This is a genomic window from Alishewanella sp. BS5-314, from assembly GCF_025377695.1.
GTDB classification, from domain to species: domain Bacteria; phylum Pseudomonadota; class Gammaproteobacteria; order Enterobacterales; family Alteromonadaceae; genus Alishewanella; species Alishewanella aestuarii.
The window spans coordinates 2,530,025-2,553,409 of the sequence record NZ_JACEHJ010000002.1 but is presented as its reverse complement, the minus strand read 5'-3'; the positions used below and the strand labels follow the sequence as shown (position 1 = coordinate 2,553,409).

General features: G+C 51.3%; 26 protein-coding genes and 3 pseudogenes. 18 read left to right on the top strand and 11 right to left on the bottom strand.

Translation table 11 applies throughout. The features are described from left to right. Positions 1-130 precede the first annotated feature (130 nt). Positions 131-427: a hypothetical protein gene (locus H1D31_RS16420; RefSeq protein WP_261259911.1), complete on the top strand. Its 297-nt coding sequence runs from the start codon at positions 131-133 to the stop codon at positions 425-427. A gap of 19 nt (positions 428-446) precedes the next feature. Here H1D31_RS16420 and H1D31_RS16415 read toward each other — a convergent pair whose 3' ends face one another. After that, positions 447-650: a helix-turn-helix domain-containing protein gene (locus tag H1D31_RS16415; RefSeq protein WP_251372534.1), complete on the bottom strand. Its 204-nt coding sequence runs from the start codon at positions 648-650 to the stop codon at positions 447-449. Positions 651-749: 99 nt separating this feature from the next. Here H1D31_RS16415 and H1D31_RS16410 point away from each other — a divergent pair, with 99 nt between their 5' ends. Together H1D31_RS16410 and H1D31_RS16405 are read left to right on the top strand one after the other, a co-directional pair. After that, positions 750-1,781, top strand: coding sequence for an Arm DNA-binding domain-containing protein (locus H1D31_RS16410; protein ID WP_215398980.1), 1,032 nt, complete (start codon positions 750-752; stop codon positions 1,779-1,781). Between the two features lie 6 nt (positions 1,782-1,787). Then, on the top strand, positions 1,788-2,096 hold the full coding sequence (locus tag H1D31_RS16405; protein WP_215398979.1) for a hypothetical protein: 309 nt from the start codon (positions 1,788-1,790) through the stop codon (positions 2,094-2,096). 243 nt (positions 2,097-2,339) lie between these two features. Here the strand turns inward: H1D31_RS16405 and H1D31_RS16400 are convergent. Then, positions 2,340-2,525: pseudogene (locus H1D31_RS16400) on the bottom strand (tyrosine-type recombinase/integrase); the annotation flags it as partial. Between the two features lie 74 nt (positions 2,526-2,599). Here H1D31_RS16400 and H1D31_RS16395 point away from each other — a divergent pair. The 3 genes from H1D31_RS16395 (at position 2,600) to H1D31_RS16385 (ending at position 4,211) form a co-directional block, all read left to right on the top strand. Then, positions 2,600-3,112 (top strand): endonuclease I family protein, encoded by a 513-nt coding sequence (locus tag H1D31_RS16395; RefSeq protein ID WP_261259908.1) that lies wholly within the window; start codon positions 2,600-2,602, stop codon positions 3,110-3,112. A 135-nt stretch (positions 3,113-3,247) separates the two neighbouring features. After that, positions 3,248-3,412, top strand: coding sequence for a hypothetical protein (locus tag H1D31_RS16390; RefSeq protein WP_157999935.1), 165 nt, complete (start codon positions 3,248-3,250; stop codon positions 3,410-3,412). Between the two features lie 175 nt (positions 3,413-3,587). After that, entirely contained in the window at positions 3,588-4,211 is a 624-nt protein-coding gene (locus tag H1D31_RS16385) for a LysE family translocator (protein ID WP_261259905.1), read from the top strand. A 33-nt stretch (positions 4,212-4,244) separates the two neighbouring features. On the opposite strand, the gene H1D31_RS16380 is transcribed toward H1D31_RS16385, so the two are convergent. Further along, positions 4,245-5,636, bottom strand: coding sequence for a Cu(+)/Ag(+) sensor histidine kinase (locus H1D31_RS16380; RefSeq protein ID WP_008950842.1), 1,392 nt, complete (start codon positions 5,634-5,636; stop codon positions 4,245-4,247). Next, the gene (locus H1D31_RS16375) at positions 5,629-6,315 is read right to left on the bottom strand and encodes a heavy metal response regulator transcription factor (protein WP_008950841.1); all 687 of its coding nucleotides are present in this window, start codon (positions 6,313-6,315) and stop codon (positions 5,629-5,631) included. Before H1D31_RS16375 ends, H1D31_RS16380 begins: the two co-directional genes overlap by 8 nt. Before the next feature lie 155 nt (positions 6,316-6,470). Here H1D31_RS16375 and H1D31_RS16370 point away from each other — a divergent pair, with 155 nt between their 5' ends. The 7 genes from H1D31_RS16370 (at position 6,471) to H1D31_RS16340 (ending at position 12,863) form a co-directional block, all read left to right on the top strand. Next, positions 6,471-8,282, top strand: a complete 1,812-nt coding sequence (locus H1D31_RS16370) for a copper resistance system multicopper oxidase (protein WP_008985531.1) — start codon at positions 6,471-6,473, stop codon at positions 8,280-8,282. Between the two features lie 341 nt (positions 8,283-8,623). Continuing rightward, a complete protein-coding gene (locus tag H1D31_RS16365; protein ID WP_409976794.1) occupies positions 8,624-9,439 on the top strand; it encodes a copper resistance protein B in 816 nt (271 codons plus the stop codon). Positions 9,440-9,488: 49 nt separating this feature from the next. After that, positions 9,489-9,884: a copper resistance protein CopC gene (locus tag H1D31_RS16360; protein WP_057788395.1), complete on the top strand. Its 396-nt coding sequence runs from the start codon at positions 9,489-9,491 to the stop codon at positions 9,882-9,884. A gap of 17 nt (positions 9,885-9,901) precedes the next feature. Next, the gene (locus H1D31_RS16355; protein WP_261259898.1) at positions 9,902-10,795 is read left to right on the top strand and encodes a CopD family protein; all 894 of its coding nucleotides are present in this window, start codon (positions 9,902-9,904) and stop codon (positions 10,793-10,795) included. Positions 10,796-10,833: 38 nt separating this feature from the next. Continuing rightward, complete coding sequence (locus H1D31_RS16350; RefSeq protein WP_065955933.1) at positions 10,834-11,319, top strand: YybH family protein; 486 nt, start codon at positions 10,834-10,836, stop codon at positions 11,317-11,319. Between the two features lie 20 nt (positions 11,320-11,339). Continuing rightward, positions 11,340-11,846, top strand: coding sequence for a DUF411 domain-containing protein (locus H1D31_RS16345; RefSeq protein WP_008985536.1), 507 nt, complete (start codon positions 11,340-11,342; stop codon positions 11,844-11,846). A gap of 606 nt (positions 11,847-12,452) precedes the next feature. Next, entirely contained in the window at positions 12,453-12,863 is a 411-nt protein-coding gene (locus H1D31_RS16340; protein WP_008985542.1) for a DUF3703 domain-containing protein, read from the top strand. Positions 12,864-12,928: 65 nt separating this feature from the next. Here H1D31_RS16340 and H1D31_RS16335 read toward each other — a convergent pair whose 3' ends face one another. The 5 genes from H1D31_RS16335 to H1D31_RS16315 form a co-directional block, all read right to left on the bottom strand. After that, positions 12,929-16,051, bottom strand: a complete 3,123-nt coding sequence (locus tag H1D31_RS16335; RefSeq protein WP_261259895.1) for an efflux RND transporter permease subunit — start codon at positions 16,049-16,051, stop codon at positions 12,929-12,931. 9 nt (positions 16,052-16,060) lie between these two features. Then, positions 16,061-17,080 (bottom strand): efflux RND transporter periplasmic adaptor subunit, encoded by a 1,020-nt coding sequence (locus tag H1D31_RS16330; RefSeq protein WP_261259893.1) that lies wholly within the window; start codon positions 17,078-17,080, stop codon positions 16,061-16,063. 78 nt (positions 17,081-17,158) lie between these two features. Beyond that, a complete protein-coding gene (locus H1D31_RS16325; RefSeq protein ID WP_261259891.1) occupies positions 17,159-18,403 on the bottom strand; it encodes a TolC family protein in 1,245 nt (414 codons plus the stop codon). A 51-nt stretch (positions 18,404-18,454) separates the two neighbouring features. After that, complete coding sequence (locus H1D31_RS16320; protein WP_008985546.1) at positions 18,455-18,820, bottom strand: hypothetical protein; 366 nt, start codon at positions 18,818-18,820, stop codon at positions 18,455-18,457. Positions 18,821-18,862: 42 nt separating this feature from the next. After that, a complete protein-coding gene (locus tag H1D31_RS16315; RefSeq protein ID WP_019677902.1) occupies positions 18,863-19,768 on the bottom strand; it encodes a cation transporter in 906 nt (301 codons plus the stop codon). 22 nt (positions 19,769-19,790) lie between these two features. On the opposite strand from H1D31_RS16315, the gene cadR reads away from it, so the two are divergent. Together cadR and H1D31_RS16305 are read left to right on the top strand one after the other, a co-directional pair. Then, on the top strand, positions 19,791-20,255 hold the full coding sequence (gene cadR, locus H1D31_RS16310) for a Cd(II)/Pb(II)-responsive transcriptional regulator (RefSeq protein ID WP_011788525.1): 465 nt from the start codon (positions 19,791-19,793) through the stop codon (positions 20,253-20,255). 31 nt (positions 20,256-20,286) lie between these two features. Further along, positions 20,287-20,705, top strand: a pseudogene (locus tag H1D31_RS16305) (cation diffusion facilitator family transporter); the annotation flags it as partial. Between the two features lie 204 nt (positions 20,706-20,909). Here H1D31_RS16305 and H1D31_RS16300 read toward each other — a convergent pair. Next, positions 20,910-21,737 (bottom strand): annotated as a pseudogene (locus H1D31_RS16300) (ISL3-like element ISPst2 family transposase); the annotation flags it as partial. Between the two features lie 24 nt (positions 21,738-21,761). Then, the gene (merR, locus tag H1D31_RS16295; protein WP_008609174.1) at positions 21,762-22,217 is read right to left on the bottom strand and encodes an Hg(II)-responsive transcriptional regulator; all 456 of its coding nucleotides are present in this window, start codon (positions 22,215-22,217) and stop codon (positions 21,762-21,764) included. A gap of 71 nt (positions 22,218-22,288) precedes the next feature. Here merR and H1D31_RS16290 point away from each other — a divergent pair, with 71 nt between their 5' ends. From H1D31_RS16290 to merC, 3 genes are read left to right on the top strand one after another with little or no spacing between them, the layout of a single operon-like run. Then, the gene (locus H1D31_RS16290; RefSeq protein ID WP_001294660.1) at positions 22,289-22,639 is read left to right on the top strand and encodes a mercuric transport protein MerT; all 351 of its coding nucleotides are present in this window, start codon (positions 22,289-22,291) and stop codon (positions 22,637-22,639) included. Between the two features lie 15 nt (positions 22,640-22,654). Then, a complete protein-coding gene (gene merP, locus H1D31_RS16285; protein ID WP_000732276.1) occupies positions 22,655-22,930 on the top strand; it encodes a mercury resistance system periplasmic binding protein MerP in 276 nt (91 codons plus the stop codon). Between the two features lie 27 nt (positions 22,931-22,957). Further along, positions 22,958-23,365, top strand: a complete 408-nt coding sequence (merC, locus tag H1D31_RS16280) for an organomercurial transporter MerC (RefSeq protein WP_000522993.1) — start codon at positions 22,958-22,960, stop codon at positions 23,363-23,365. Positions 23,366-23,385: the final 20 nt, after the last annotated feature.

Sequence of the window (23,385 nt, the reverse complement as noted above, 5' to 3'; positions counted from 1 at the left end):
TCGCTTTTATTTGACATATGTCGAATAAAAGCTACATTCATGGTAGGCAACTGAACATGGCTAAGTAAGTGCTGATCATGGATGTGCCTGTTTGCCAGGGATGGTTTCGATTTGATGTTGGAGAAACGCGATGATGACTCAATCGGCAAATATCCTGACGCAATCAATGTTTGCGTTAAAAATCAAACAAACCCGCCTCAACAATGTTAAGGAGTATCTCTTAAACGCACTGCAAATCTCCCCTCAGCGAAAAGGGCTAGTCATGCTCTTGGGCCAAGGTACTGAGAAAAACAATGCTGAAGCACTTTACTGCTGGCTGGAATGCCAATCCAAAATTGATTCGGATTTCTCAACACTGTCACTTGGGGATATTGAGGGTCGTCTTCTACGGCACCTGGAGCGCGGCATGGACCAATGGCCTGACTAGTGGGCCTGTTGGAGCATCATCAATCGGGAATATGCTCGATCAGTTGCTCCACGGGAACCTCGAAGTAGGTGCAGAGGCGGTCGATGGTCTCGGTCGTGACGTTTCGGTGCTGCATATTTACCATCCGTGACAATGTCGCACGATGAATATCAGTGGCTAGCGCAACATCTTTCAACGTGATTTTTACTCCATCACGAATAGATTTTTGCTCGATTAACGTCATTAAGTGGTACCGGATCATCACCCCTCCTCAGGTTCCAATTCCTATCATAACCGGTTTTCAAAAAAATGAGCACCAATCTTCTGGTGCTGGAGGAAAAAGATGAGAGCAATTATCCGCGATACAGAAGGAAAGCTGACTCTTCGATTGAAGATGCTGGGTTGCCGGTTCAGTGAGAGCACTGGCTATGCCGATTCTACCGAGAACCGTTTACGCCTTAAAAACAAGTACCAACAGATCCAGAAGGAACTCCATCAAGGCACCTTTGATTACATGCTGCATTTTCCTCATAGCCGCAACGTATCGATGTTCAACGCATTGCAGTCTCGCTTTATTTCGCCAGGCTGGAGAGGCCTCCCGACCTTTGAGTCATTTTACAACCATCAGTTTGACAGAGCCCGCTATAAGCTTCCCAGTAAACTGATTTACCTCACGATGGGCTGTATTGGCAAAGAGAAAGTCGACGAGATCTTGGGGTTCCACCTCATGAAATTAGTAGAGGTGTTACGTACCGTGTTAAACATCAGTCAACGCGACCGCAGGGATACGATTGCCATGGTGATTGATGTGTTAGATTGCGCAGCCCTAACCTACGTATTTCCCAGACCATTTCAATTTAAGCCAGACTTTTCGGCATTAAGTGGGTTCCCGCTTACCCATGGCGATATGCTCAGCATTGCACATCATTTTCCTGTGAAGTACCGGGAGTACTTTCTTTTGCAATATTACCTCGGGATATCCGCGTCAGAGCTGCTGACACTTAAATGGGCCGATTACGACTTGCAAGCATCGTTGTTCAGAGTGGCTGGGCGGGAAATTAATGTTGTGCCTTATGCACGGCGTTTGCTCTTCGTGCAGATGAAGAAGACCGGTAACTATCAACACGTCTTTACTGATACACAGGGTAAAAGGCTTCGCATCAATTTAGCTTGGCTCTACAAAGAGTGTTGGCCAAAAGCATGCGCTCACGCCGGATTTCCGGGGATCGGGGCAAGTGCATTGAGGAGGGGATCCGTCGTTTACCTCTTCGAGTCAGGTTTAAGTGTCAATCAGATCTGCTCCCAGACCGGTATGTTTTATCGCCCGGCAATACATCGAATATTGACCCAACACCTTTTAAACCCGCAGGAGTAGTGTCCCGTGAAGAAAAATGATGGAGGTCTTCTGCTGGCATTCACATTCGTTAAAGATGATTTTTTTCCTTTTAGCTATGTATATGGTGTGCGCCTATCTGAGAAATATGGCGCACACTTTATCAGGACAACACCGGTAGAGAGAGTCGATTACGATGAGCAACGGATCTACACCATGCTCAACAGTTACCATTTTGTACTGCAAATCGACGATGAGGGTTACCGAAAACTCTTGTTTGAGCGGTTCGCCCATATTGTTATGCCGCTATGGGAGGAGGAACTAATCCTTTCCCCCGCAGGGATAATGTTACACTGATCTTGGGCGAAAGAGGTGAGTGTCTGATCAAGAGCAATCATTAACGGGTAATGCTCAATTCTTTTCATTTTAGTTTAAGTGTAGTAGCTATTATCAGATCTGACTGTATATGCGGAGGCTTCGGTCAACCCTGACAGTCAGTTATGAGCGAAAGCAGAGATTCAGCACCTCAACACAATCCGCATGCGAATGACCGCTTTTACCGCAAAACCGGACATGAAGCCCGGTTTATTTAAAACGAAATTATCGGTCTATAGGGCTAATTGTCCCTGATGAATGTTGACCGATGACATGTGTATATATTTGAGTTGTCTTCAAATCCGTATGCCCTAACAGCTCTTGAACTGTACGAATGTCTGTTCCCGCTTTTAAAAGCTGCGTTGCGAAAGAGTGCCTGAATGTGTGTGCGGTAACGTGTTTCTGAACACCTGACCGTATAATACCATTCCATCTTAAAGTTTGTTCAGTACAGCCCACTCTCTAGAGCACATCTTGATCACTCGATGGGTATCGCTGATAAAGCTGTTCCAGTCAATGCCGACCGCTCCAATTTCAACTTCACCATGCTTTCTAATGCCAAGCCGCAGCATGGTCAATGTCCGGTTAAAATCGATTTTAGTGCAAGAGCCGCAGAGCCGCGCGATGCGATTAAAGGGCAAATCGCTCGGATTTACTTTTACATGCACGACCGTTATGACCTCAACATGTCTCGCCAACAACAGCAGCTTTTAATGGCTTGGGATAAGCAGTTTCCCGTTACCGAGTGGGAGCGCGAGCGAGATAGACGCATTGCAAAACGTATGGGGCATTCAAATCCCTTTGTAACCGGAGAGCGCACCTGGTCTCTTGGGCATAAAAACCGCGCTGAGGGTGTGGTAACCCAGCTGCTATCAAGGCAAACACAGCAAACCCATGCACCCATTGAGATAAAAACATCTTTTAAAACAGATTGTTGCTCCATAGCACCGATTCCTTTTTTGTGCAACGTAATTAAAAAGTTAAATTATAGTGATTAATTTATGCATTAAAAGAGGCGAAAGCAAGAAATGGTGTCAGGGTAACTATCTAATAACAAATGCGGGAAGGTAATGCTTAAGAGTCTGCAACCAGCAACGTTATACTTACTCTCAAATAAGGGCTTGGAGCTAGCTATGACTGAACCAACTACTTATCCCGGTAACGAGCAAGACTACAAAGGCTATCACGCCGACTGGCCGCAAACCGTACGTGAGTTGGCAGGATGCTGGCAGGAGTTACCGCAGCAGGAAGAACTGCGTGCAGGGCAAGGCAAAGATATACCGCGAGAGTCGCTTTGATTTTTGGGCTAAATCCTTTAAATAGCGTTCCTACTTTGCCTGCTTACCATTGCAATAAAACCTCTTTGTGAATAATTTTGCTACTGCGCCGGGTTGACTAAAAACCCCCGCTTAACGCCCTTGCTGGCGCTGCTGCAACCGGCCAGAATAGCGCCATCTTGCAGTTGAGGTGGTTATGGTTAATCTGGCGTTGCTGGGCGCGTTTATTCCGACGTTTTTGTTTGTTTCGGTTACCCCGGGCATGTGCATGACACTGGCGATGACGTTGGGCATGAGCCAGGGCGTGCGCCGTACGCTGTGGATGATGTGGGGCGAAATGCTCGGCGTGGCGCTGGTGGCGATACTGGCGGTATGCGGTGTGGCGGCGATAATGCTGCAGTTCCCAACGCTGTTTCAGTGGTTTAAGTTGGTGGGTGCGGCATATCTCACTTACATAGGCCTGCAAATGTGGCGTGCTAAAGGCAAACTGGCGTTGCCGCAACCAGGCGAGCTGCCCGCCAGGCTGGCACGGCGTACTTTATTTAGCCAGGGCTTTATTACCGCGGTGTCTAACCCCAAAGGCTGGGCGTTTCATATGGCGCTGTTGCCGCCTTTTATCGACAGCCAGCTGGCGTTCTGGCCACAGCTGTTGGTGCTAGTGGCGATTATTCTGCTGCTGGAATTTGGCTCTATGTTGCTGTACGCCAGTGGCGGCAAAGCCTTAGCGCTGTTTTTCAGTAAAACTAACCGTGTGCAGTATTTAAACCGCATCGGCGCCAGCCTGATGTTTGGCGTGGCGCTGTGGATGTTACTTGGCTAATACCGCATAGCACCGCGGTGAGTTTAACCGACGTCACGCCAGTTTAAGCCTGATGCTAAAGCGGGTAGAGCGCGCATCTGATTCGACGCTTAACTGGCCCTGATGAGCATCGACTATGGCTTTGGTAATGGCTAGGCCCAAACCCGAGCCTTCTATCTGGCGTTGGCGCGAGGCGTCAGCACGATAGAAGCGATCGAATAAAAACGGCAAATGCTGTGGCGGGATCGGCTGGCCCGGGTTTTCTACCGTGATGGTGGTGCTGTCGGCTGCTGCGGTGGTGCTGACGGTAATGGTTTCGCCGGGCGGGGTATACCTAAGCGCATTGGATAATAAATTGGTCAGGGCGTGGCGCAGCAAGGTGCGATCTGCCTGCACAATAATATTGGCACCGTGATAGCTAAGGCCAACCTGACTTTCTGCCGCCCAGGCTTCGAAAAAGTTGAAAATTGCGGCCACTTCCTGCTTTAGCTCCAGCGGCTGCTTTTGCAGTGTTAACAGGCCATTGTCACTTTTGGCCAGCCACAGCATATCGCTAATCATTTTATTCAGCCGCTCCAGCTCTTCCAGATTGGAGAACAGCAGATTCTGGTACTCGTCGGCGCTGCGCGCGCGCGATAAGCTGACCTGCGTTTGCGTGATCATATTGGTCAGCGGCGTGCGCAGCTCGTGGGCGATGTCGGCACTAAAGTGCGACAGCTTGGTAAACCCCTGCTCCAGCCGATCTAACATCAGATTAAAAGACTGCACCATGTGGCGCAGTTCGGTCGGGACCTCGCCCGGGGACAAGCGAATATCCAGTTTACTGGTTTGAATATCACGCATTTGTTCGCTCAGGCCTCTGAGTGGATTCAACCCCTGATGCACCGCCAGCCAGGCCGCCAGCAAGGTGAGCAGTGCAGAGCCGAGTAAAATCAGCCCCAGGCTGCGCTGTAACTGCGCCAAGAAATGGGTATGAAAACTGATATCAATAGCAGCAATTACCTTATAGTGCTGATCTGCCGTGGTCAGGCGGCTGAACACACCGCGATAGGCTTTGCCGTCCAGCTGCCAGTGGTGGATGGTTTTGGCATTGTAGTCGGCGCTGGCCGGGGTGTTGGCAGCCAGCAGGCTTAAGTCAACGTCGGCATTGCGGTACAGTAAGCGGTTCTGGCTATCCATCACCTGATAGTAAACACCGTGATGGCCCGATACCGCTTTGGCCAGCGTCTGTGCCGGCTGTTGCTGGCCGTCCTGAGCGGTAGTCAGCGTGTGCTCAACCGCGTGCAGGATCACGGCTAATTCGTCGGCGTCCTGCTCGATAAAGTGATGTTCGACTGAGCTGAGCAGTAATTGCTGCACGAAGAACAGGCAAATCGAAATGGTTAGCGCGACAAAAAGTACCACGCGAACGGTGATCGAGAGAGGGCGTTTGCCAGCTTTATGCATCAGTTTGCTCATCGTCCAGTTTATAGCCCATACCGCGCACGGTGTGGATCAGTTTTGCCGCAAAGCCATCATCAATTTTGGCGCGCAAGCGGCGGATAGCTACATCGATAACATTGGTGTCGCTGTCAAAATTCATATCCCACACCTGCGAGGCGATAAGCGAGCGTGGCAGTACTTCGCCGCGGCGGCGCATCAGCAGCTCAAGCAAGCTAAATTCCTGATTACTCAATGTTATTTTGGCGCCGCTGCGGCTGGCTTTACGCTTGGCGATATCCAGTTGTAAATCGGCGACCTGCAATAATTCTGACTGCGGTACGGCCTGACCACGCCGTAGCAGGGTTCTGACCCGGGCCAGCACCTCTGAGAAAGCAAAGGGTTTGATCAGGTAGTCGTCGGCGCCAAGCTCCAGGCCTTTCACCCTGTCGTCGACGCTGTCGCGGGCCGACAGAAATAGTACCGGCGTATGGTTATGATTTTCTCTTAGCGCCTGAACAATACGTAAGCCGCTGACGTCCGGCAGCATCACATCCAGCATGATTAAATCGAAATCTTCTGTCATCGCCAGATGATGGCCATCCAGGCCATTTCTGACCAGTGACACCTGAAAACCGGCTTCGCTCAGGCCTTGCTTTAAATAGTCACCGGTTTTTTGTTCATCTTCTACAATCAGCAAACGCATCTTGTCATCTCCAAACATAGCTTTGGCAGTATTAGGCCATAAAACGCCAAACAGCAACATGACAGCAAGATTACAACTTTGTCATGTTCATGTCATGCTGCTGACAGTTTCGTCCTCTACACTGCTACGCATATAGAGAGTATTGGAGGTTGCAGATGATAAAGGCTAACACCATGATGCCGGTATCGATTTCACGGCGCCGGTTTGTGCAGGGGCTGGCGGTGGGCGGCGTGCTGGCCACTTTTCCGCATATCGTCAGGGCGGGTAGCGCCTTTAAAGATAATGCCTTTACCGGCTATGCCACTGAGCTCAGCGGTAACGTGATTGATTTAACCATCGGCGAAGCGCTGGTAAATTTTACCGGCGTGGTCCGTAAAGCCACCACCATCAACGGTTCGATACCGGCACCGACCTTACGCTTGCGAGAAGGCGATGACGTGACCATACGGGTAACCAATACCTTGTCGGTGCCCAGCTCAATTCACTGGCACGGTATTATTTTACCCTACCAGATGGACGGCGTACCCGGCATGAGCTTCAGAGGCATTATGCCCGGCGAAACCTTTGTCTATCGTTTTACGTTAAAGCAAAGCGGCACGTACTGGTATCACTCGCACAGTGGCTTTCAGGAAATGACCGGCATGTATGGCGCGCTGATCATTGAACCCAAAGCGCAGGATGTAATTGCCGCCGATCGCGAATATGTGGTGCAGCTGTCAGACTGGACCGATGAAGATCCACATACGGTGTTTCGCAAATTAAAAGTGCAAAGTGATTTGTACAATTTTAATCAGCCAACAGTGCAGGACATGCTGCGCGATATCACTGACAGAGGGCTGGACGCGGCGCTGGCGAAACGGCAGATGTGGCAGCAAATGCGGATGAACCCCACCGATCTGGCGGATATCTCCGCGGCCACTTTTACGTATTTAATGAATGGCAGTTCGCCGCTGGCAAACTGGCGCGGCCTATTTAAGCGCGGTGAGCGTGTGCGGCTGCGTTTTATCAATGGCTCCAGCAACAGCTTTTTTGATGTGCGTATTCCCGAGCTGAAAATGACTGTGGTGCAGGCTGACGGCCAGAATGTACACCCGGTAACGGTAGATGAGTTCCGCTTTGGCCCGGGCGAAACCTATGATGTTGTCGTCTCGCCGCAAAATGATGCCTACACCATTTTTGCCCAGAGCATGGACCGCAGTGGCTATGCCCGCGGTACCCTGGCCGTGGCCGAGAGCTTAAATGCACCGGTGCCTGCGCTGGATCCGGTGGAATGGCTGACGATGGCTGACATGATGGGCAATATGAACCATGGCGCAAGCGACAGCCACAGCCACGGCCACAGCGCGATGGCGCACGGCAATGGCGCGGAAGATCATAGCCAGCATGGTGCTATGGCTATCGATCACAGTCAGCATGGCCCGGCGGTGCCTTATGCCAAAGCCAGTTCAACTGTGCGTCATGCCAGCACCGAGTATGGCCCGTCGGTGGATATGCGGGTGGATATGCCAAGAACCAACCTGGACGATCCGGGCATTGGTTTGCGCAATACCGGGCGGCGCGCGCTGACCCTGGCCGATTTACATTCGCTGGACGGTATTATTGAGCCGGGCGGCCCGGAGGCGGAAATTGAGCTGCATCTGACCGGCAATATGGAGCGCTACACCTGGTCATTCGATGGCTTAGAGTTTAGTAAAAGCACACCGGTGCATATGAAGCACAATCAGCGTATCCGGGTGATCTTGCAAAACGACACCATGATGACCCACCCGATGCATTTGCACGGTATGTGGAGTGATCTGGAAAGTGACAACGGTGCCGTACAGGTACGCCGCCATACCATTCCGGTGCAACCGGCGCAGCGCATCAGCTTTTTAACCACGCCGCATGATGTCGGGCGCTGGGCCTGGCATTGTCATTTATTGTTCCATATGGATGCGGGTATGTTCAGAGAAGTGGTGGTGTCATGAAAACAGCCAACGTAACGCTAACCTTGTCGCTGCTGGCGCTGGCCTGTACTGTGGCGCTCAGCCCTGGCGTGGCAGCGCAGAACGCCACTGAGAAACCGCCGGTACCAACGCACAGTGGCATGGACCACAGCAAAATGGACCACGGCAAAATGGATCATAGCAAGATGAACCACGCTGAGCAGGCGGTTGACCATAGCCAGACGAACCCTAGTGACATGGATCACAGTCAGATGGATCATAGCGGCATGGACCACAGTAAAATGGGCCACGCTGAGCAGGCCGTAGACCATAGCCAGATGGACCATAGCAAAATGGATCATACCGAGATGAACCATAATGAAATGACCCATGCTGAGCAGGCCGTGGATCACAGCAGTATGGATCACAGCACGATGAACCATGCCGATATGCAGATGCAAGGCGGTAAGGCGCCGGCTAATGCCCGCGATCCACATGCCTACTCCAACGGCTACACCCTGACTGACGGGCCCTATGGCATGGCCGATTCACGCCATTTAAAGCACGGCGTTGAACATCCACAGTGGTCCGTGCTGGGCGATCGGCTGGAATACAATGCCGACAGTGAAGCTGGCGAACTGGAGCTGCAAGCCTGGTATGGTACGACCTATGATCGGTTGGTGCTGAAAACCGAAGCTGAAGTCAGTGACGGCAAGCTGGAAGAGAGCAGCACCGAGCTGTTATGGAGCCACGCGATAGCAGCCTATTGGGATGGTCAGCTTGGGCTGCGCCTGGATCAGGTTGCCGATGGCACCAACCGGCAGTGGTTAGCATTGGGTGTGCAGGGTTTGGCGCCGTACTGGTTTGAAGTGGATGTCACGGCTTATCTGGGCACTGGTGGTCGCACCGCGTTAAGTGCCGAAGCGGAATATGAGCTGCTGTTAACGCAGCGCCTGATCCTGCAGGCCCGGGCGGAGCTGACAGCCTATGGCAAAGACGATGAGGTCAATCAGCTGGGTAAAGGCCTGTCTTCACTGGGCGCCGGGCTTCGGCTACGCTATGAATTCTCCCGCCAGTTCGCACCCTATGTCGGGGTAGAGTGGCATAACAAATATGGTAACACGGCAGATTTTGCCCGCCTGCAGGATGCATCGACAGCAGAAACATCCTGGGTTGCCGGTGTGCGGTTCTGGTTTTAATAGATCAGGGTTTTAATCAATTTGGATGTTAATAAATAAGGTGATCAACATGAAAAAATTAATCCCGCTGCTTACTCTGCTCTGTTTGGCGTTTGCCGGGCCTGTGCTGGCGCATGTTAAACAAAGCGGCTCGGTGCCGGCGGATAACGCCATGCTAATGCAGGCACCGGATGTACTCAGTATCAGCTTTAGTGGCCCGATCCGGCTGACGAAAGTCACGCTGTTGCACGATAACGGTAACACTGTCGATTTTGGCTTTACGCCCACCGCTGTCGCCACGCAGTTTAGCTGGCCGTTGCCAGTGCTGGAGATCGGTAGTTATCAGGTTAACTGGGTAGGTTTGGGCGAAGACGGTCATAAAATGAAAGGTGATTTCAGTTTTATGCTCCACGCCAGCGCTGACGCCGGGGGGAAAGCTGATAGCGCGCACGCGCATCAGCACTAGATGGCTGGAGATTGGCGATGTTTAGCGATACCTGGGTATTAGCCTTATTCGCCCACAAGCTGCTGAGTTATTTAGCGGTTAGCGGCAGTATTGGTGCGGCGTTTTTGCTGCAGTTGCCGGCGCTGGCTCAGCCACAGTCTGATAGCCTTGCCTTTCGGCTGTGGTTAAAACGCCTTGTACTGGGGTGGTCGGCCGCAGGTATGGTGCTGGCGTTACTGTATCTGCCGCTGCAGGCTGGTGCGCTGGCCGAAACAGGCGTAGCTGGCATGGCCGACAGGCTGATGCTACAGATGGTTTGGCAATCGGCAATGCGCACCCAGCTGCTTTTATGGTTATGCGGTTATGCAGCGCTGTGGCTTTGGGCCTGGCGCGTTAAACACAGCGGCAAAGCGGTAGTGAGCATTGCGGTAGTTAGCCTGGCTGCGTTTTTGCTGGCCGCCAGTTTCAGCCAAACCGGCCATGTTGCCAGTTTGGCAGGCCTGTGGCCACTGTTACTGACGCTGCATGTGCTGGCAATTTCGGCCTGGGTAGGCGCGTTGCTGCCGCTATGGCAAAGCTGTTATCGCTTAGCACCAGACAGGCTGGTGGCGCTGATGGGGCAGTTTGGCCAGGTTGCGCTCTACCTGCTGGTACTGCTTATCAGCTGTGGCGTGTTGATTTTACTGCAACTGCTCGACTCGCCCAGTGCACTGTTTGTCACCGACTATGGCCGCTTAATGTTGTTTAAGTTGATGTTGGTAGCGGCCATGTTACTGCTGGCTGCCTGGCACAAATTTAGTCTGGTCAAAGCGCTGGCGCAACATCAGAACAGCCGGTTGCTGGCACGGTCTATTTTTATCGAAATGCTGTTAGCGCTATTGGTACTGGCAACCAGTAGCAGCTTTACCACTGTGGTGGGCTTAGCCCATTAAGCCCGCTTTATTCTAATAATTACAACAGGATACCTAATATGTTTCGCAATAAAATTCAAACGCTGTCTGCCATCAGCCTGGGCCTGGCGTTGCTATGCCCCGTTAGTGTGCAGGCGCACGGCAATGAAAAGCATGCCGCCCCGGCCTTGTTCGTCGGCGAAAGCACCGCTGCCGCTCAGGCGGTAAAAGCGTTTCATCAGGCGTTACGCGCTGGCGATGCCAAAGCGGTGCGCGCCATGCTGGCAGATGACGTGCTGATTGTCGAAGGTAATGGCGTAGAGCGCTCGGCTGACGAGTATGCCAGCCACCATATGCTGGCTGATATGAAATTTATGGCGGCGGTACAGGTAGAAGCGCTGGAGCATCAGACCAAGGTGCTGGGCAAGGTGGCCTATTCGGTTAGCCGTAGCCAACTGACTGGCGACTATAAAGGCAAGCCGGTTGACGTTATCAGTAAAGAAACGCTGGTGCTGGTAGATACAGGCGCCGGTTGGAAGATCGTGCATGTGCACTGGTCGCACTAAGACAACAGCAGGAGATCACTATGAAGCTAACTCTGGCAGCGGTTGTGTTGGTAGCTACTGCGTTACTGGCCGGCTGTAAAGACGCCGGCCCGGCTAAACCGGAAACTACAGCTGTGCCCGACAGTGCAGCAGCACTAACCCTCACGGTATACAAAACGCCAAGCTGCGGTTGCTGTAAAAAGTGGGTATCGCACCTTGAACAGCAGGGAGTGGTTGCACAGACGAAAGACTATGATGATCTAAGCGGCATAAAAGAGCGCTATGGCATCACGCCACAGTATTATTCCTGTCACACCGCCGTATCGGAGCAGGGATATGCCTTTGAAGGCCATATCCCTGCTAAATACATCCGGAAATTTCTTGCTGAGTCGCACCCGGACGCAATTGGCCTGAGTGTACCGGCGATGCCGCTTGGATCACCGGGTATGGAAGTGGAAGGCCGCTTTATGCCGTACGACATTCTGCTGCTGCATAAAGATGGCAGCGCCAGCGTTTACGCTCACATCAGTGATGCTGCCATGCAGTAAGTAGTGTAGTGTCAATCCTTGCTGCTACGCGGTGCTGTAATGACAACTAAATCACTGTTTTAGCTAAATTAGTACTATGAGCAGTGCGGTCAGGCTTGCAACCTGCCGCACGGCTTACCACAGCGAAATGTTAGTCCGCCATTTTTGCTGACTTGCAGCTTATTTCAGCATTGCAACACGACGCTACTGACGCTGCCGGCGAGCTGGGCACCTGTTCTCCTGAGATACCCTGAAATTCCCTCCTGAAAATACACTGCTATGTGCTTGAACTTACTTTAGTCACTATCTGCTGTTCAGCAGCGCTCAGAGCTTATCTGTGTTGCAGAAGTGTAAAGTTTAGCTAAAGTAGTGACAGTAGTATCGAAATTAACTATGTTAGTGACAAGGTATGCACTTTGTCGCAGATCCAGCTAAAAATCTGCACTTTAATGCACATTAAAGTGCAGAATAGAATCTATGTCTTATCATTATCTAATGTATGTAGTCTCTAAAGAGTACACTTAAGTTAAGCTTTAATTTAATAATCAGTGATATGCTTCGCGTCTCTTATTTAGCGATCGAGGATTGCTCTTTTCTTTCGCAGACTCATTATCTTAGTGATAGTAAATGAATAAAAAAATTAAACATGAGTACCAAATCAGTATGCGCTCAGCCATGGAGGCTGAACAAGTCAATGATTTAGACAATGCGTTTAAGTCTCTTGAAAGAGCGCATATTTTAGGGCAGAGATATTTTATACCGCACATAGCGACGCACTGGCAGATGTTACGAATTGGGCTTAAACGCAATGATAATCGCGAGGTTATTGGTCAGATCGTCCGTTTGATAGCAACGGTTCCGGGTTTTATATTTGGTTGGGTTCCAAGGGGAAATCCTGGAGGCGCGAATATCTCTGCTTTAAAGCCAGTGCCCTTGCCAGCTGACTTGCAACCCTTGCTAGCTGACAGCCCCATTTGGCGGGACGTCTTAATACGCCTGACTATTTACGCGGTTATCGTTTTAATCGTATTAGCATAAACACCCATACTATTGCCAAAACGTTCTTCGCTGCAGCCCAATGCTGCAGCGAAGCAGGTTAATGATTATTCCGTTTGCTGTTTGCGGTTATCGTTTTTGTGCACCCAATGATATAACACGGGCAATACCAACAATGTCAGCAAGGTTGACGAAATAATACCGCCAATCACCACTGTCGCCAGCGGGCGCTGCACTTCAGCACCGGTGCCAATATTAATCGCCATCGGCACAAAACCGAGGCTCGCGACCAAAGCGGTCATTAGCACAGGGCGCAACCGGGTAAGCGCGCCTTCCGTTATCGCTAACAGCAAGTCACCTTTCTCACGCCAGAGATCGCGAATAAAGCTCAGCATCACCAGACCGTTCAACACCGCTACGCCTGATAAGGCGATAAAGCCAATGCCAGCAGAGATTGATAAAGGCATACCCCTCAAATACAAGGCCAACACACCACCGGTGAGCGCCAACGGCACACCGCTGAAGATAATCAACGCATCTTTAAATGACGCAAAAGCCATCACCAGAATACCTAAAATCAGCAGCAACGTAACAGGCACCACAATGCTAAGGCGCTGACTGGCGGACTCCAGCTGCTCAAAAGTACCACCATAGTCCAGCCAGTAACCGGCTGGTAATGTAACGTCACGGTTGATTTGGGCCTTTACCTCTTCTACAAAACTACCAAGGTCTCGCCCGCGCACATTCGCGGTTACCACTACCCGGCGTTTGCCATTTTCACGACTAATTTGCGCCGGCGCAGGCGACACATCTAAGGTAGCCACTTCCTGTAACGGTACAAAGTCCCCATTTGGTAATGGCACCGGCAACACCGCCAGTTTGTCCAGATCGCGACGCAGGGTTTCCGGCAAGCGCACAATCAGCTCAAAGCGTCTGTCACCTTCATACAGAATACCGGCCGACGTACCTCCAATTGCCGCTGATACCCAGTCCTGTAGTTCAACCACATTTAAGCCGTAACGGGCAAGCGCAGTTCGGTTGGGGATCACCGACAAGGTTGGCAAACCAGTGACTTGTTCCACTTTAGTATCCGCAGCACCTTGCACCTTGTTGACGGCTTGCAGAATTTGATTAGCGCTTGTAACCATCTGATCTAAATCATCGCCAAATACCTTAATAGCCAGATCAGCTCGTACACCGGAAATCAGTTCATTAAAACGCATCTGAATAGGTTGGGTAAATTCATAGTTATTGCCCGGCAATGTCGCCAAAGCAGCCTCCATTTCAGCGACCAATTGGGCTTTGGTTTTATCCGGATTGGGCCATTCACTGCGCGGTTTTAATATCACAAAGTTGTCAGCCACATTGGGTGGCATCGGATCGGTCGCCACTTCTGCGGTACCAATTCTGGCAAACACTTTATCAACCTCAGCAAAGGTTTTGATCTTCTGCTCCAGAATTTCCTGCATTGCAACGGCTTGTTCTAAGCCGGTGCCCGGAATACGCATGGCGTGTAAAGCGATATCGCCCTCATCAAGCTGAGGCACAAACTCTGCCCCCAACGTGGTCGCCAACCACAGACACACACCAACCAGAGCACTGGCCAAACCAATCACCAGCCAGCGAAATTTGAGTGCCAGCGCTAATAGCGGTGCGTACAGGGTTTTAGCGCCTCTTATGACCGCACTTTCTTTTTCACTGATTTTACCATTTAAGAACACCGCCACAGCGGCAGGCACAATGGTCAGCGACAACACCATAGCGGATAACAGGGCCATCACCACAGTCGCTGCCATAGGATGAAACATTTTACCTTCGACACCGGTCAGCGAAAAAATAGGAATATACACGATAGTAATAATGGCCACACCGAACAAACTGGGCCGGATAACCTCTGCAGTTGCCAGATACACCGTATTTAAGCGCTCTTTTAGCGGTTGGATACGGCCGTTGTGCTGTGCCTGCGCCAGGCGGCGAACCGCATTCTCGACAATAATCACCGTACCATCAACAATTAAGCCAAAATCCAGCGCACCCAGGCTCATCAGGTTGGCAGAAACGCCGGCTTGTACCATGCCGGTAATGGTCATCAGCATTGATAGCGGGATCACCGCCGCAGTGATTAACGCCGCCCGCAGGTTGCCCAGCAGGATAAACAACACTACGATCACCAGTAATGCGCCTTCCAGCAGGTTTTTACTGACGGTTGCAATGGCTTTATCCACTAAGGTGGTGCGATCATATACGGCTTCAGCAATAATACCCTCTGGCAGAGAGCTTTTGATCTGCTCCAGCTTTTGCGCGACATCGCGTGCCACTGTGCGTGAGTTTTCATCAATTAACATCATGGCTGTACCCAGCACAGCTTCTTTACCATCCTGAGTTGCCGCACCGGTTCGCAGCTCTTTGCCAATGGCAACATCGGCAACGTCACTCAGCTTTACCGGTATTGTGTCGTATTGCGTAATAATGACATTAGCAATGTCATCCAGAGAGGTTAACTGACCGGGCGAGCGTACCAGCAGTTGCATGCCCTCACGTTCAATATAACCGGCACCCCGGTTGTCATTGTTGGCTTGCAGGGCCAGTACAACATCCTTAATACTCAGGCCATAATTAAGCAGTTTCAGTGGGTCGGGTAACACATGGTATTGCTTGTTGTAGCCACCAATACTGTTTACCTCCACCACACCTTTAACCTGTGCCAGCTGAGGTTTTATTATCCAGTCCTGGATTTCCCGCAGTGCCATGGCATCGTAAGGTGAACCATTTTGTTGCAGCGCGCCCGGCTTGGCCTGCACCGTATACATAAAGATTTCACCAAGACCGGTTGAAATAGGGCCCATTTCAGGCTCTATGCCCTCAGGCAACATATCCTTGATAGCGCTTAACCGGGTGTTGATTAAATTGCGGGCAAAGTAGATGTCCGTGCCTTCTTCAAACACCACCGTTACCTGTGACAAGCCATAGCGTGACAATGAGCGGGTATAACTTAAATTGGGTAAGCCATACAGGGCAGTTTCTACCGGATAGGTAATACGCTGCTCTGCTTCAAGTGGCGAATAACCCGGTGCCGCCGTGTTTATTTGTACCTGAACGTTAGTAATATCCGGCACTGCATCAATCGGTAACTGTTGGTAGCTCCAGCTACCAATGGCAATAATCAACAGTGTCAGCATTAAAAATAGATACCGCCTCGCAATAGCCAGGCGCAACATGGATTCAATCATAGTGCCCCCTTAATGATCATGCTCGGCTTCAGATTTTTCAATATCCGCTTTTAACAGATAGCTGTTTGTAGTGACATACAACTGGCCGGGCTTTAAACCGGCAATCACTTCGACATAATCCATGTCGCTACGGCCAAGCTGCAATGGGGAAAAGACATATTCGCTATTATTTTTCACGAAGACACCGCTTTTATTGTCCAGTATTTGAATGGCCGATTTTTTAACGGCAAGCTCAACGTTGAATTCACCGCTTATCACAGCACCTTCGATCAATTGCCCGGACGACAGTTTACCGTCACGGTTATCCAGCTTAACTCTGGCCAGTTGATAGGGCTGGGTTAATGATGGGATGATATGCGCAATTACGCCGTTAATCTCAGTGTCAGCGGCCATAATGACCACTTTTTGTCCTGTCGCGACAGCATCTTGTTGTGACGGGTACAGGCGAAAATCTGCCCACAGGCCGCCAAAATCAGCAATGCTAAACAGCGTCTGCTGCTGTGCGACTTCACCAACATTGGCGCTGCGCTGAATAATAACGCCGTCAATTGGCGCTTTAATGGTATAGGTATTTAAGCTCTCATTTGACTCGACAACGGCCAGTACATCGCCTGCTTTTACGCTGTCACCCAGCGAGAATTTCACCGAGGTAAGAATACCGGGAAAACGGGCATTAACATGGCTGATGCGGTTTGGATCAGCGCTAAGCTTGCCATAAACAACCTGATGTTGGCGTAATCGCTGGCTGTCAGCACGGTCTGTGACAATATTAACTGCCGTAGCCATATCATCACTAATGCGGCTGCTTAGGGTTTCGTTGTGTTCATGCTCGTCGTTTTCGTCGTGCCCTTCATGCTCATTGTGTTCTTCATGTTTTTTGTGCTCTTCATTTTTCTTAGTGTCAGATTGCGGCTTTACCGCTTGTTCTTTGGCATGGACGTGAGCTTGTTCTTGCTCATTGGCGGCCATTACATGCATCGGCATCAGCCAGGCTGCAATAAACATTGCCAGTGTTACATGTGGTTTCATAATGCTATCTTCCTGTATGTTCTGTTTGCCACGTCGCACAGTTAATGAAGTGCGGCAGCGGGGCAATAATCTTGTCAGTTACTGCGTTACCGGCTCGGCGGTAAGCTGTTCAATCGTCGCCTGGCTCAATAGCACCGCAGTGGCGGTTTCCAGTAAGTGTCTTTTTGCCTGCAACAATTCTTGCTGGGCATTAAGCCAATCCTGATAATTTGAGCGCCCGCGCTGGTATGCATCACGCGTAAGATCCAGCGCTTGTTCCAGGTTGGGGATCACGTACTGCGCCAACTGTTGGTGACTGGTAATAAATTGCTGTCGTTGCGAGTACGCATCAAACAAGCGTTCATGCAGGATCAGTAAGCTATCCTGCTGTCGATACTCGACATTGTTTCGCTCTGCCAGCGCAGCTTCGATGGCTGCACTATTGCGACGTTCAGCAAATAACGGCACTGAGATACCAAAGGTAAGGCCTGTATCATCACTGGCCTGATAGCGTCTTACCCCTACCTGCCAACTCAGATCGGCGCGATTCTGGCTTTGTGCCAGTCGCACTTCAGCGTCTTTTAACCGACGTTCAGAGGCAAAAATGGTTAACGCCGGCGATTGTTGCAGCCGCTGATACAGCTCAGCAAAAGGGCGGCTTTGGCCAAAAGCAAACAAGTTACCTGCCACAACGTTAAAGTTGGCGCTGGTATCACCCCAAAAACGTGCTATGGCTATTTTTTGCCGCTCAATGCGCTGCAACAGGGCGTCCCGCCCGATCTGAACCTGCGCCAGTTGCGCCTTTGCCCGCATGATTTCAGCATCTGACAAGGCACCGCTGGCAGCACGTTTTTCAGCGCTTTGCAGCAGGGCTTCTGAGAGCGCTACGGCCTCTTCTGTCAGTGTCAATTCCTGCTGGCTGGCCAATAGATTAATATAATTGCGGGTAAGCTCTGCCAGCACATCCAGGGTTTGCGCCTGTTGCTGCCATTCAAGAGTATTGAGCCTGGCGTCTACTACCGCAGCGCGCCATTGAGCTTTATTATCCAGCTCTATCACGGAAGATAAGGCGATTGTCAGCTCAGCACCGGCCAGCCCTCTGGCCTCTCCGGTGCCCGCAACATTCTCAAGCTCTACACCGAGTTGATAACCGGGTTTAAGGCTTTGCAAATCACGCTCTGCAAACAGACGCTGTTGCGTAAATTTAAACTGATGCAGCTGAGGGTTGTGTTGCAGCGTTTTATCTATTGCGTGTTGTAATGTCAGTGCTTGCGGCTCTGCACGTAGCGGAAGCGCGCAAAATACCGCCGCCAGTATTGCTGGCAGCATTAGTGTCATACGCATGGGTATGCTCCTGAAAGTTAATCGTTAATAAAAAAAGATAAACAAGCAGGATCAGATATTTGGCGGCGGCACCGGTGGGCGATAGCTAATGAGGTTTAACCCTGGTTGGGTAGCGGCTATAACACTGTCACGGAAGTTAAGCAGTTCCATGCCCTGAAAAAAAGCGATATAGCAGGTCACATGAGCATGATTACTGTGTTCGTCGGCATCATGCTCAGAGTTATGTGCAACGTTATGTGCAGTGACTTGCTCACTGCTTACGTCGAAAAGGGTATCTGAGTGGCAGTGTTCATGTTGCAGGTCAGTGTAGGCATGGGCATGATCAGGCAAATGCATAACTAACGCATCACAGGCCATCACGGCATGATTCAGCATAATCAGCAACAGTAATAATAAGCCTGATGTACGACCTAACATAAATCCCTCAGTAAGTTAGCGCTATGGTAGCGCTATTGCGACTTACGCTTTTAGCTGTAAAATCCTGCGCGCACCATTGAGTACAACTAATCCAATGATGAACCCTATTACCAGATCCGGATAGCGTGACCCGGTCCAGGTGACTAATAATCCGGCCAAAATCACCCCAGCATTTGCGATAACGTCATTTGCAGAGAAAATCCAACTGGCTTTCATATGCGCGCCGCTTTCTTTTTGTTGATGAATTAACGAAAGACAGATCACATTAGCAACCAAAGCAATAGCGCCCATAATTAACATCAACGTCGACACTGGCTCGTTACCAAACAGGTAGCGCCGTATCACCTCACTGATCACCCCAAAAGCTAAAATTAATTGCAGCCAGCCGGCAAGCTGTGCGGCGTTTAATTGAACCTTGCTACTACGCCCGACTGCGTATAGCGCAACCCCGTATACCGCTGCATCGGCAAACATATCCAAAGAGTCGGCTATTAACCCGGTTGATTGAGCCAGCCAACCGGTCACAAACTCTACTGCAAACATCACCGCGTTAATGCCCAGCAACCATTTTAAAATTAACTCCTCACGCAGCGAACCTGATGCTGTGGATTGTCTGGCCTGCGTTACCTCTTCGGGTTTCACCGGCCCGGTCTTTGTCAGCGATGCGCCCAGCCCTAAGCTGTGCATTTTTGTTGTAATTTCATTGGCATTCACCGTGTGAAAAACGCGAACCTGCCTTTGTCGGATATCAAACTGTAACAGAACACCGGGCTCAACTGTTTCCAGCGCCATACGGATCAAACGCTCTTCGGCAGGGCAGTCCATTTTAGGCACCCTAAATTCACTAAGGTAGGCATATTTTGCATGCTTATCAGGTGCATCAACGGCGCTATTTTCACTGTTGCCCGTTTCGCTACACTTATCATTGGAACAGCATTTTGCATTCATAACCGATAAACCTTGGGTTGATATGAAACCTAGTTTAAACTCTGTAGTTACTATAGAGTCAATAGGCAGTATCGAGATGATCAAGATTGGAGAGCTGGCAAAAATCTCTGGCTGTTCTGTGCAAACCATCCGTCACTATGAAAAGGAGCAGCTTCTTGCGGCGAAATTACGTAGCGATGGTAATTTCCGCCTCTACGATCACGCTGATATCGAGCGGTTGCTATTTATTAAACACTGCCGGAGTTTAGATCTGAGTTTGGCAGAAATTCGTCAGTTACTGAGTTTGAATGACTCGCCAATGTCGCAGTGTGATGATGTTAATCAGATGATTGAACAGCATATCGAGCAGGTAGAACGTCGCATAGCGGATTTAACGCAGCTTAATAAACAACTAAAGGCTTTACGTCTTAGCTGCAACTCGAAGCGCACGGTAGAGCACTGTGGTATTTTAAAACAATTGAATGAAGCCGTTAGTCAAACCAACTAAGTTGTTATCAGCAATAAATAGGTGAGTCTTAATGCACCAGCACAACCATTCATATATCAAAGACGACAGCGACAACCGGATCGCTATGGCTTTTTTCTTAATGTGGGTTTTACCCTAATTGAGTTTATCGGCGGTTGGTTAACCAACAGCACAGCAATTATGGCAGATGCAGTGCATGACCTGGGTGATAGCTTATCTATTGGCAGTGCATGGCTGTTGAACCGGCTTGGCCGAAAGTCTGCAAACCGACAATTTACTTACGGCTACCGCAGATTGTCATTGTTTGGCGCCTTAATTAACGGCTTGGTATTGATTGCCGGATCGGTTTGGGTACTGACTGAGGCAATACCGCGGCTGGCTAACCCGGTAATGCCAGTGACAGAGGAAATGCTGGCTTTAGCTGTGCTGGGTGTTGCAGTCAATGGCTTTGCCGCTTACCGCTTGAGCAAAGAAGGATTTCTGAGGTGTCTTCGAAGTTAGGAGTTCCGATTGATTTGTTGGCTGGTGATGATTTTGCTCGCTTCGTCTTAAGGTATGCACCCGAAATGTTATTCAGACTAGAAAGAAATGGGCAGTGACCTTTATCTAAAATTTTAGGGTATACGGATTTGATGGTTGATGGGGCACCTTCACCCCATCAATCTGATACCACCCTCAGATGGTTGATAGATCGACTCCGTAGTTGAGTTCCTCTGCGAAGTCCGGCAGTCCGTAACCGATGGTTTTCTTGTAGAAAGGAGAGACCTTCGCAGTCGGTGCCTTCTTCTTGTGCTTCGTGGTGTAGAGCATTCGTGCCCGCATCACCTCGAAGGAGTAACCGCGCCCTTCACGGTTCTTGTCCTTGGCCAGTCGGTTGATGGACTCCGTGTAAGCGTTGGTGACGGGCATGTCCGTCTCGAAGTAGGTCATGGTCTCTTCGCGCCAGTTTCCCACTGCCCTGACCAGATCGCTCCAGACTTCCTTTTGGCCCTTCGGGATGGTGGCTATCCACTCGTCCAGGGCGGCTTCTGCCTGGAGCCGTGTGGTGGCGTCCCAGATGCCGTAGAAGCGCTCCTTGTGCTCGTAGGCGGCCAGCAGTTGCGGGAACGCGCCTGTCCAAGTCTCCATGATGAGGCGCTCCCGGTCTGAGACTTCGTGAGCGCGTTTCAGCAGGATTTTCCGGTCTCCCTTGAGAGTCCGGCTCTGGGACGGTTTCAGCTCCTTTCTGAGGCCCTTGCGCACTCTCTCTAGGGCATCGTTGGCCATGCGCACCACATGGAACTTATCGACCACGATACGGGCCTGGGACAGCACAGCCTTGACCGCTGCCCGGTAGGGGTTCCACATGTCCATGCTGACGATCTCGACCTTCTGCCGGTCTTTCAGCTTCATCAGGTAGTTGGTCACCACGTCCTGGCGGCGGGTGGCCAGCAGGTCGAGCAGGGTTCGCTCCTCAATGTTGGTCAGAATGCAGCGGTAGCGCTTGTTCAGGTAGGGGTCGTCTCAGAATTCGGAAAATAAAGCACGCTAAGGCGTAGTCACCCCGTGACTCCCCCGCGCCGATGCAGCGAGCTTCGTTCCGTCTTGCAGTGACACAATCAGCGGGCAGGAAACGTTCCCTTTCCGCGCATGGCAGGCGCACACCAGTTCAGACAGCACGGCCTCCATGCGTGCCAAGTCGGCCATCTTCTCGCGCACATCCTTGAGCTTGTGCTCGGCCAGGCCGCTGGCTTCCTCGCAATGGGTGCCATCCTCCAGCCGCAGTAGCTCGGCGATTTCGTCCAGGCTAAAGCCCAGCCGCTGGGCCGATTTCACGAACCGCACTCGTGTTACATCCGCCTCGCCATAGCGGCGAATGCTGCCATAGGGCTTGTCTGGCTCCGGCAGCAGGCCCTTGCGCTGGTAGAACCGGATGGTCTCCACATTGACCCCGGCCGCCTTGGCAAAAACGCCAATGGTCAGATTCTCAAAATTAATTTGCATATCGCTTGACTCCGTACATAACTACGGAAGTAAGCTTAAGCTATCCAAACCAAATTTGAAAGGACAAGCGTATGTCTGAACCACAAAACGGGCGCGGCGCGCTCTTCGCCGGTGGGCTGGCCGCCATTCTTGCGTCGGCCTGCTGCCTGGGGCCGCTGGTTTTGATCGCCTTGGGGTTCAGCGGGGCATGGATCGGCAACCTGACGGTGCTGGAACCCTATCGCCCGATCTTCATCGGCGCAGCGCTGGTCGCGCTGTTTTTCGCCTGGCGGCGCATCTACCGCCCGGCGCAAGCCTGCAAACCGGGTGAGGTCTGCGCGATTCCCCAAGTGCGAGCTACTTACAAGCTCATTTTCTGGATCGTGGCCGCGCTGGTCCTGGTCGCGCTCGGATTTCCCTACGTCATGCCATTTTTCTATTAATCACAGGAGTTCATCATGAAAAAACTGTTTGCCGCCCTCGCCCTCGCTGCCGTTGTTGCCCCCGTGTGGGCCGCCACCCAGACCGTCACGCTGTCCGTACCGGGCATGACCTGCTCCACCTGCCCGATCACCGTCAAGAAGGCGATTTCCAAGGTCGAAGGCGTCAGCAAAATTGACGTGACCTTCGAGACACGCGAAGCGGTTGTCACGTTCGATGATGCCAAGACCAGCGTGCAGAAGCTGACCAAGGCAACCGGAGACGCGGGCTATCCGTCCAGCGTCAAGCAGTGAGCCACTGAACCCGAACCTGGGGCGATCATGGGACTGATTACACGCATTGCCGACAAGGCTGGCGCGCTTGGCAGCGTTGTTTCCGCGATGGGATGCGCTGCCTGTTTCCCGGCTATCGCCAGCCTGGGCGCGGCCATCGGCCTTGGCTTTCTACAGGAATACGAAGGGTTGTTTATCTCCAAGCTGCTGCCGCTGTTCGCAGTCGTGGCTTTGCTGGCGAATGCACTGGGCTGGCTGAGTCATCGGCAATGGTACCGCAGCCTGCTCGGGATGGTCGGCCCAGCCATCGTGCTGGCGGCCATGCTCTTGTTTTTTGGCAATTGGTGGACGGCGAACCTCCTCTATGTCGGTCTGGCCTTGATGATCGGGGTGTCGATCTGGGATCTGCTCTCACCGGCCAACCGCCGCTGCGAACTACCACCCAAACACGGCTAACTGCATTGGCAGTTGCCGAA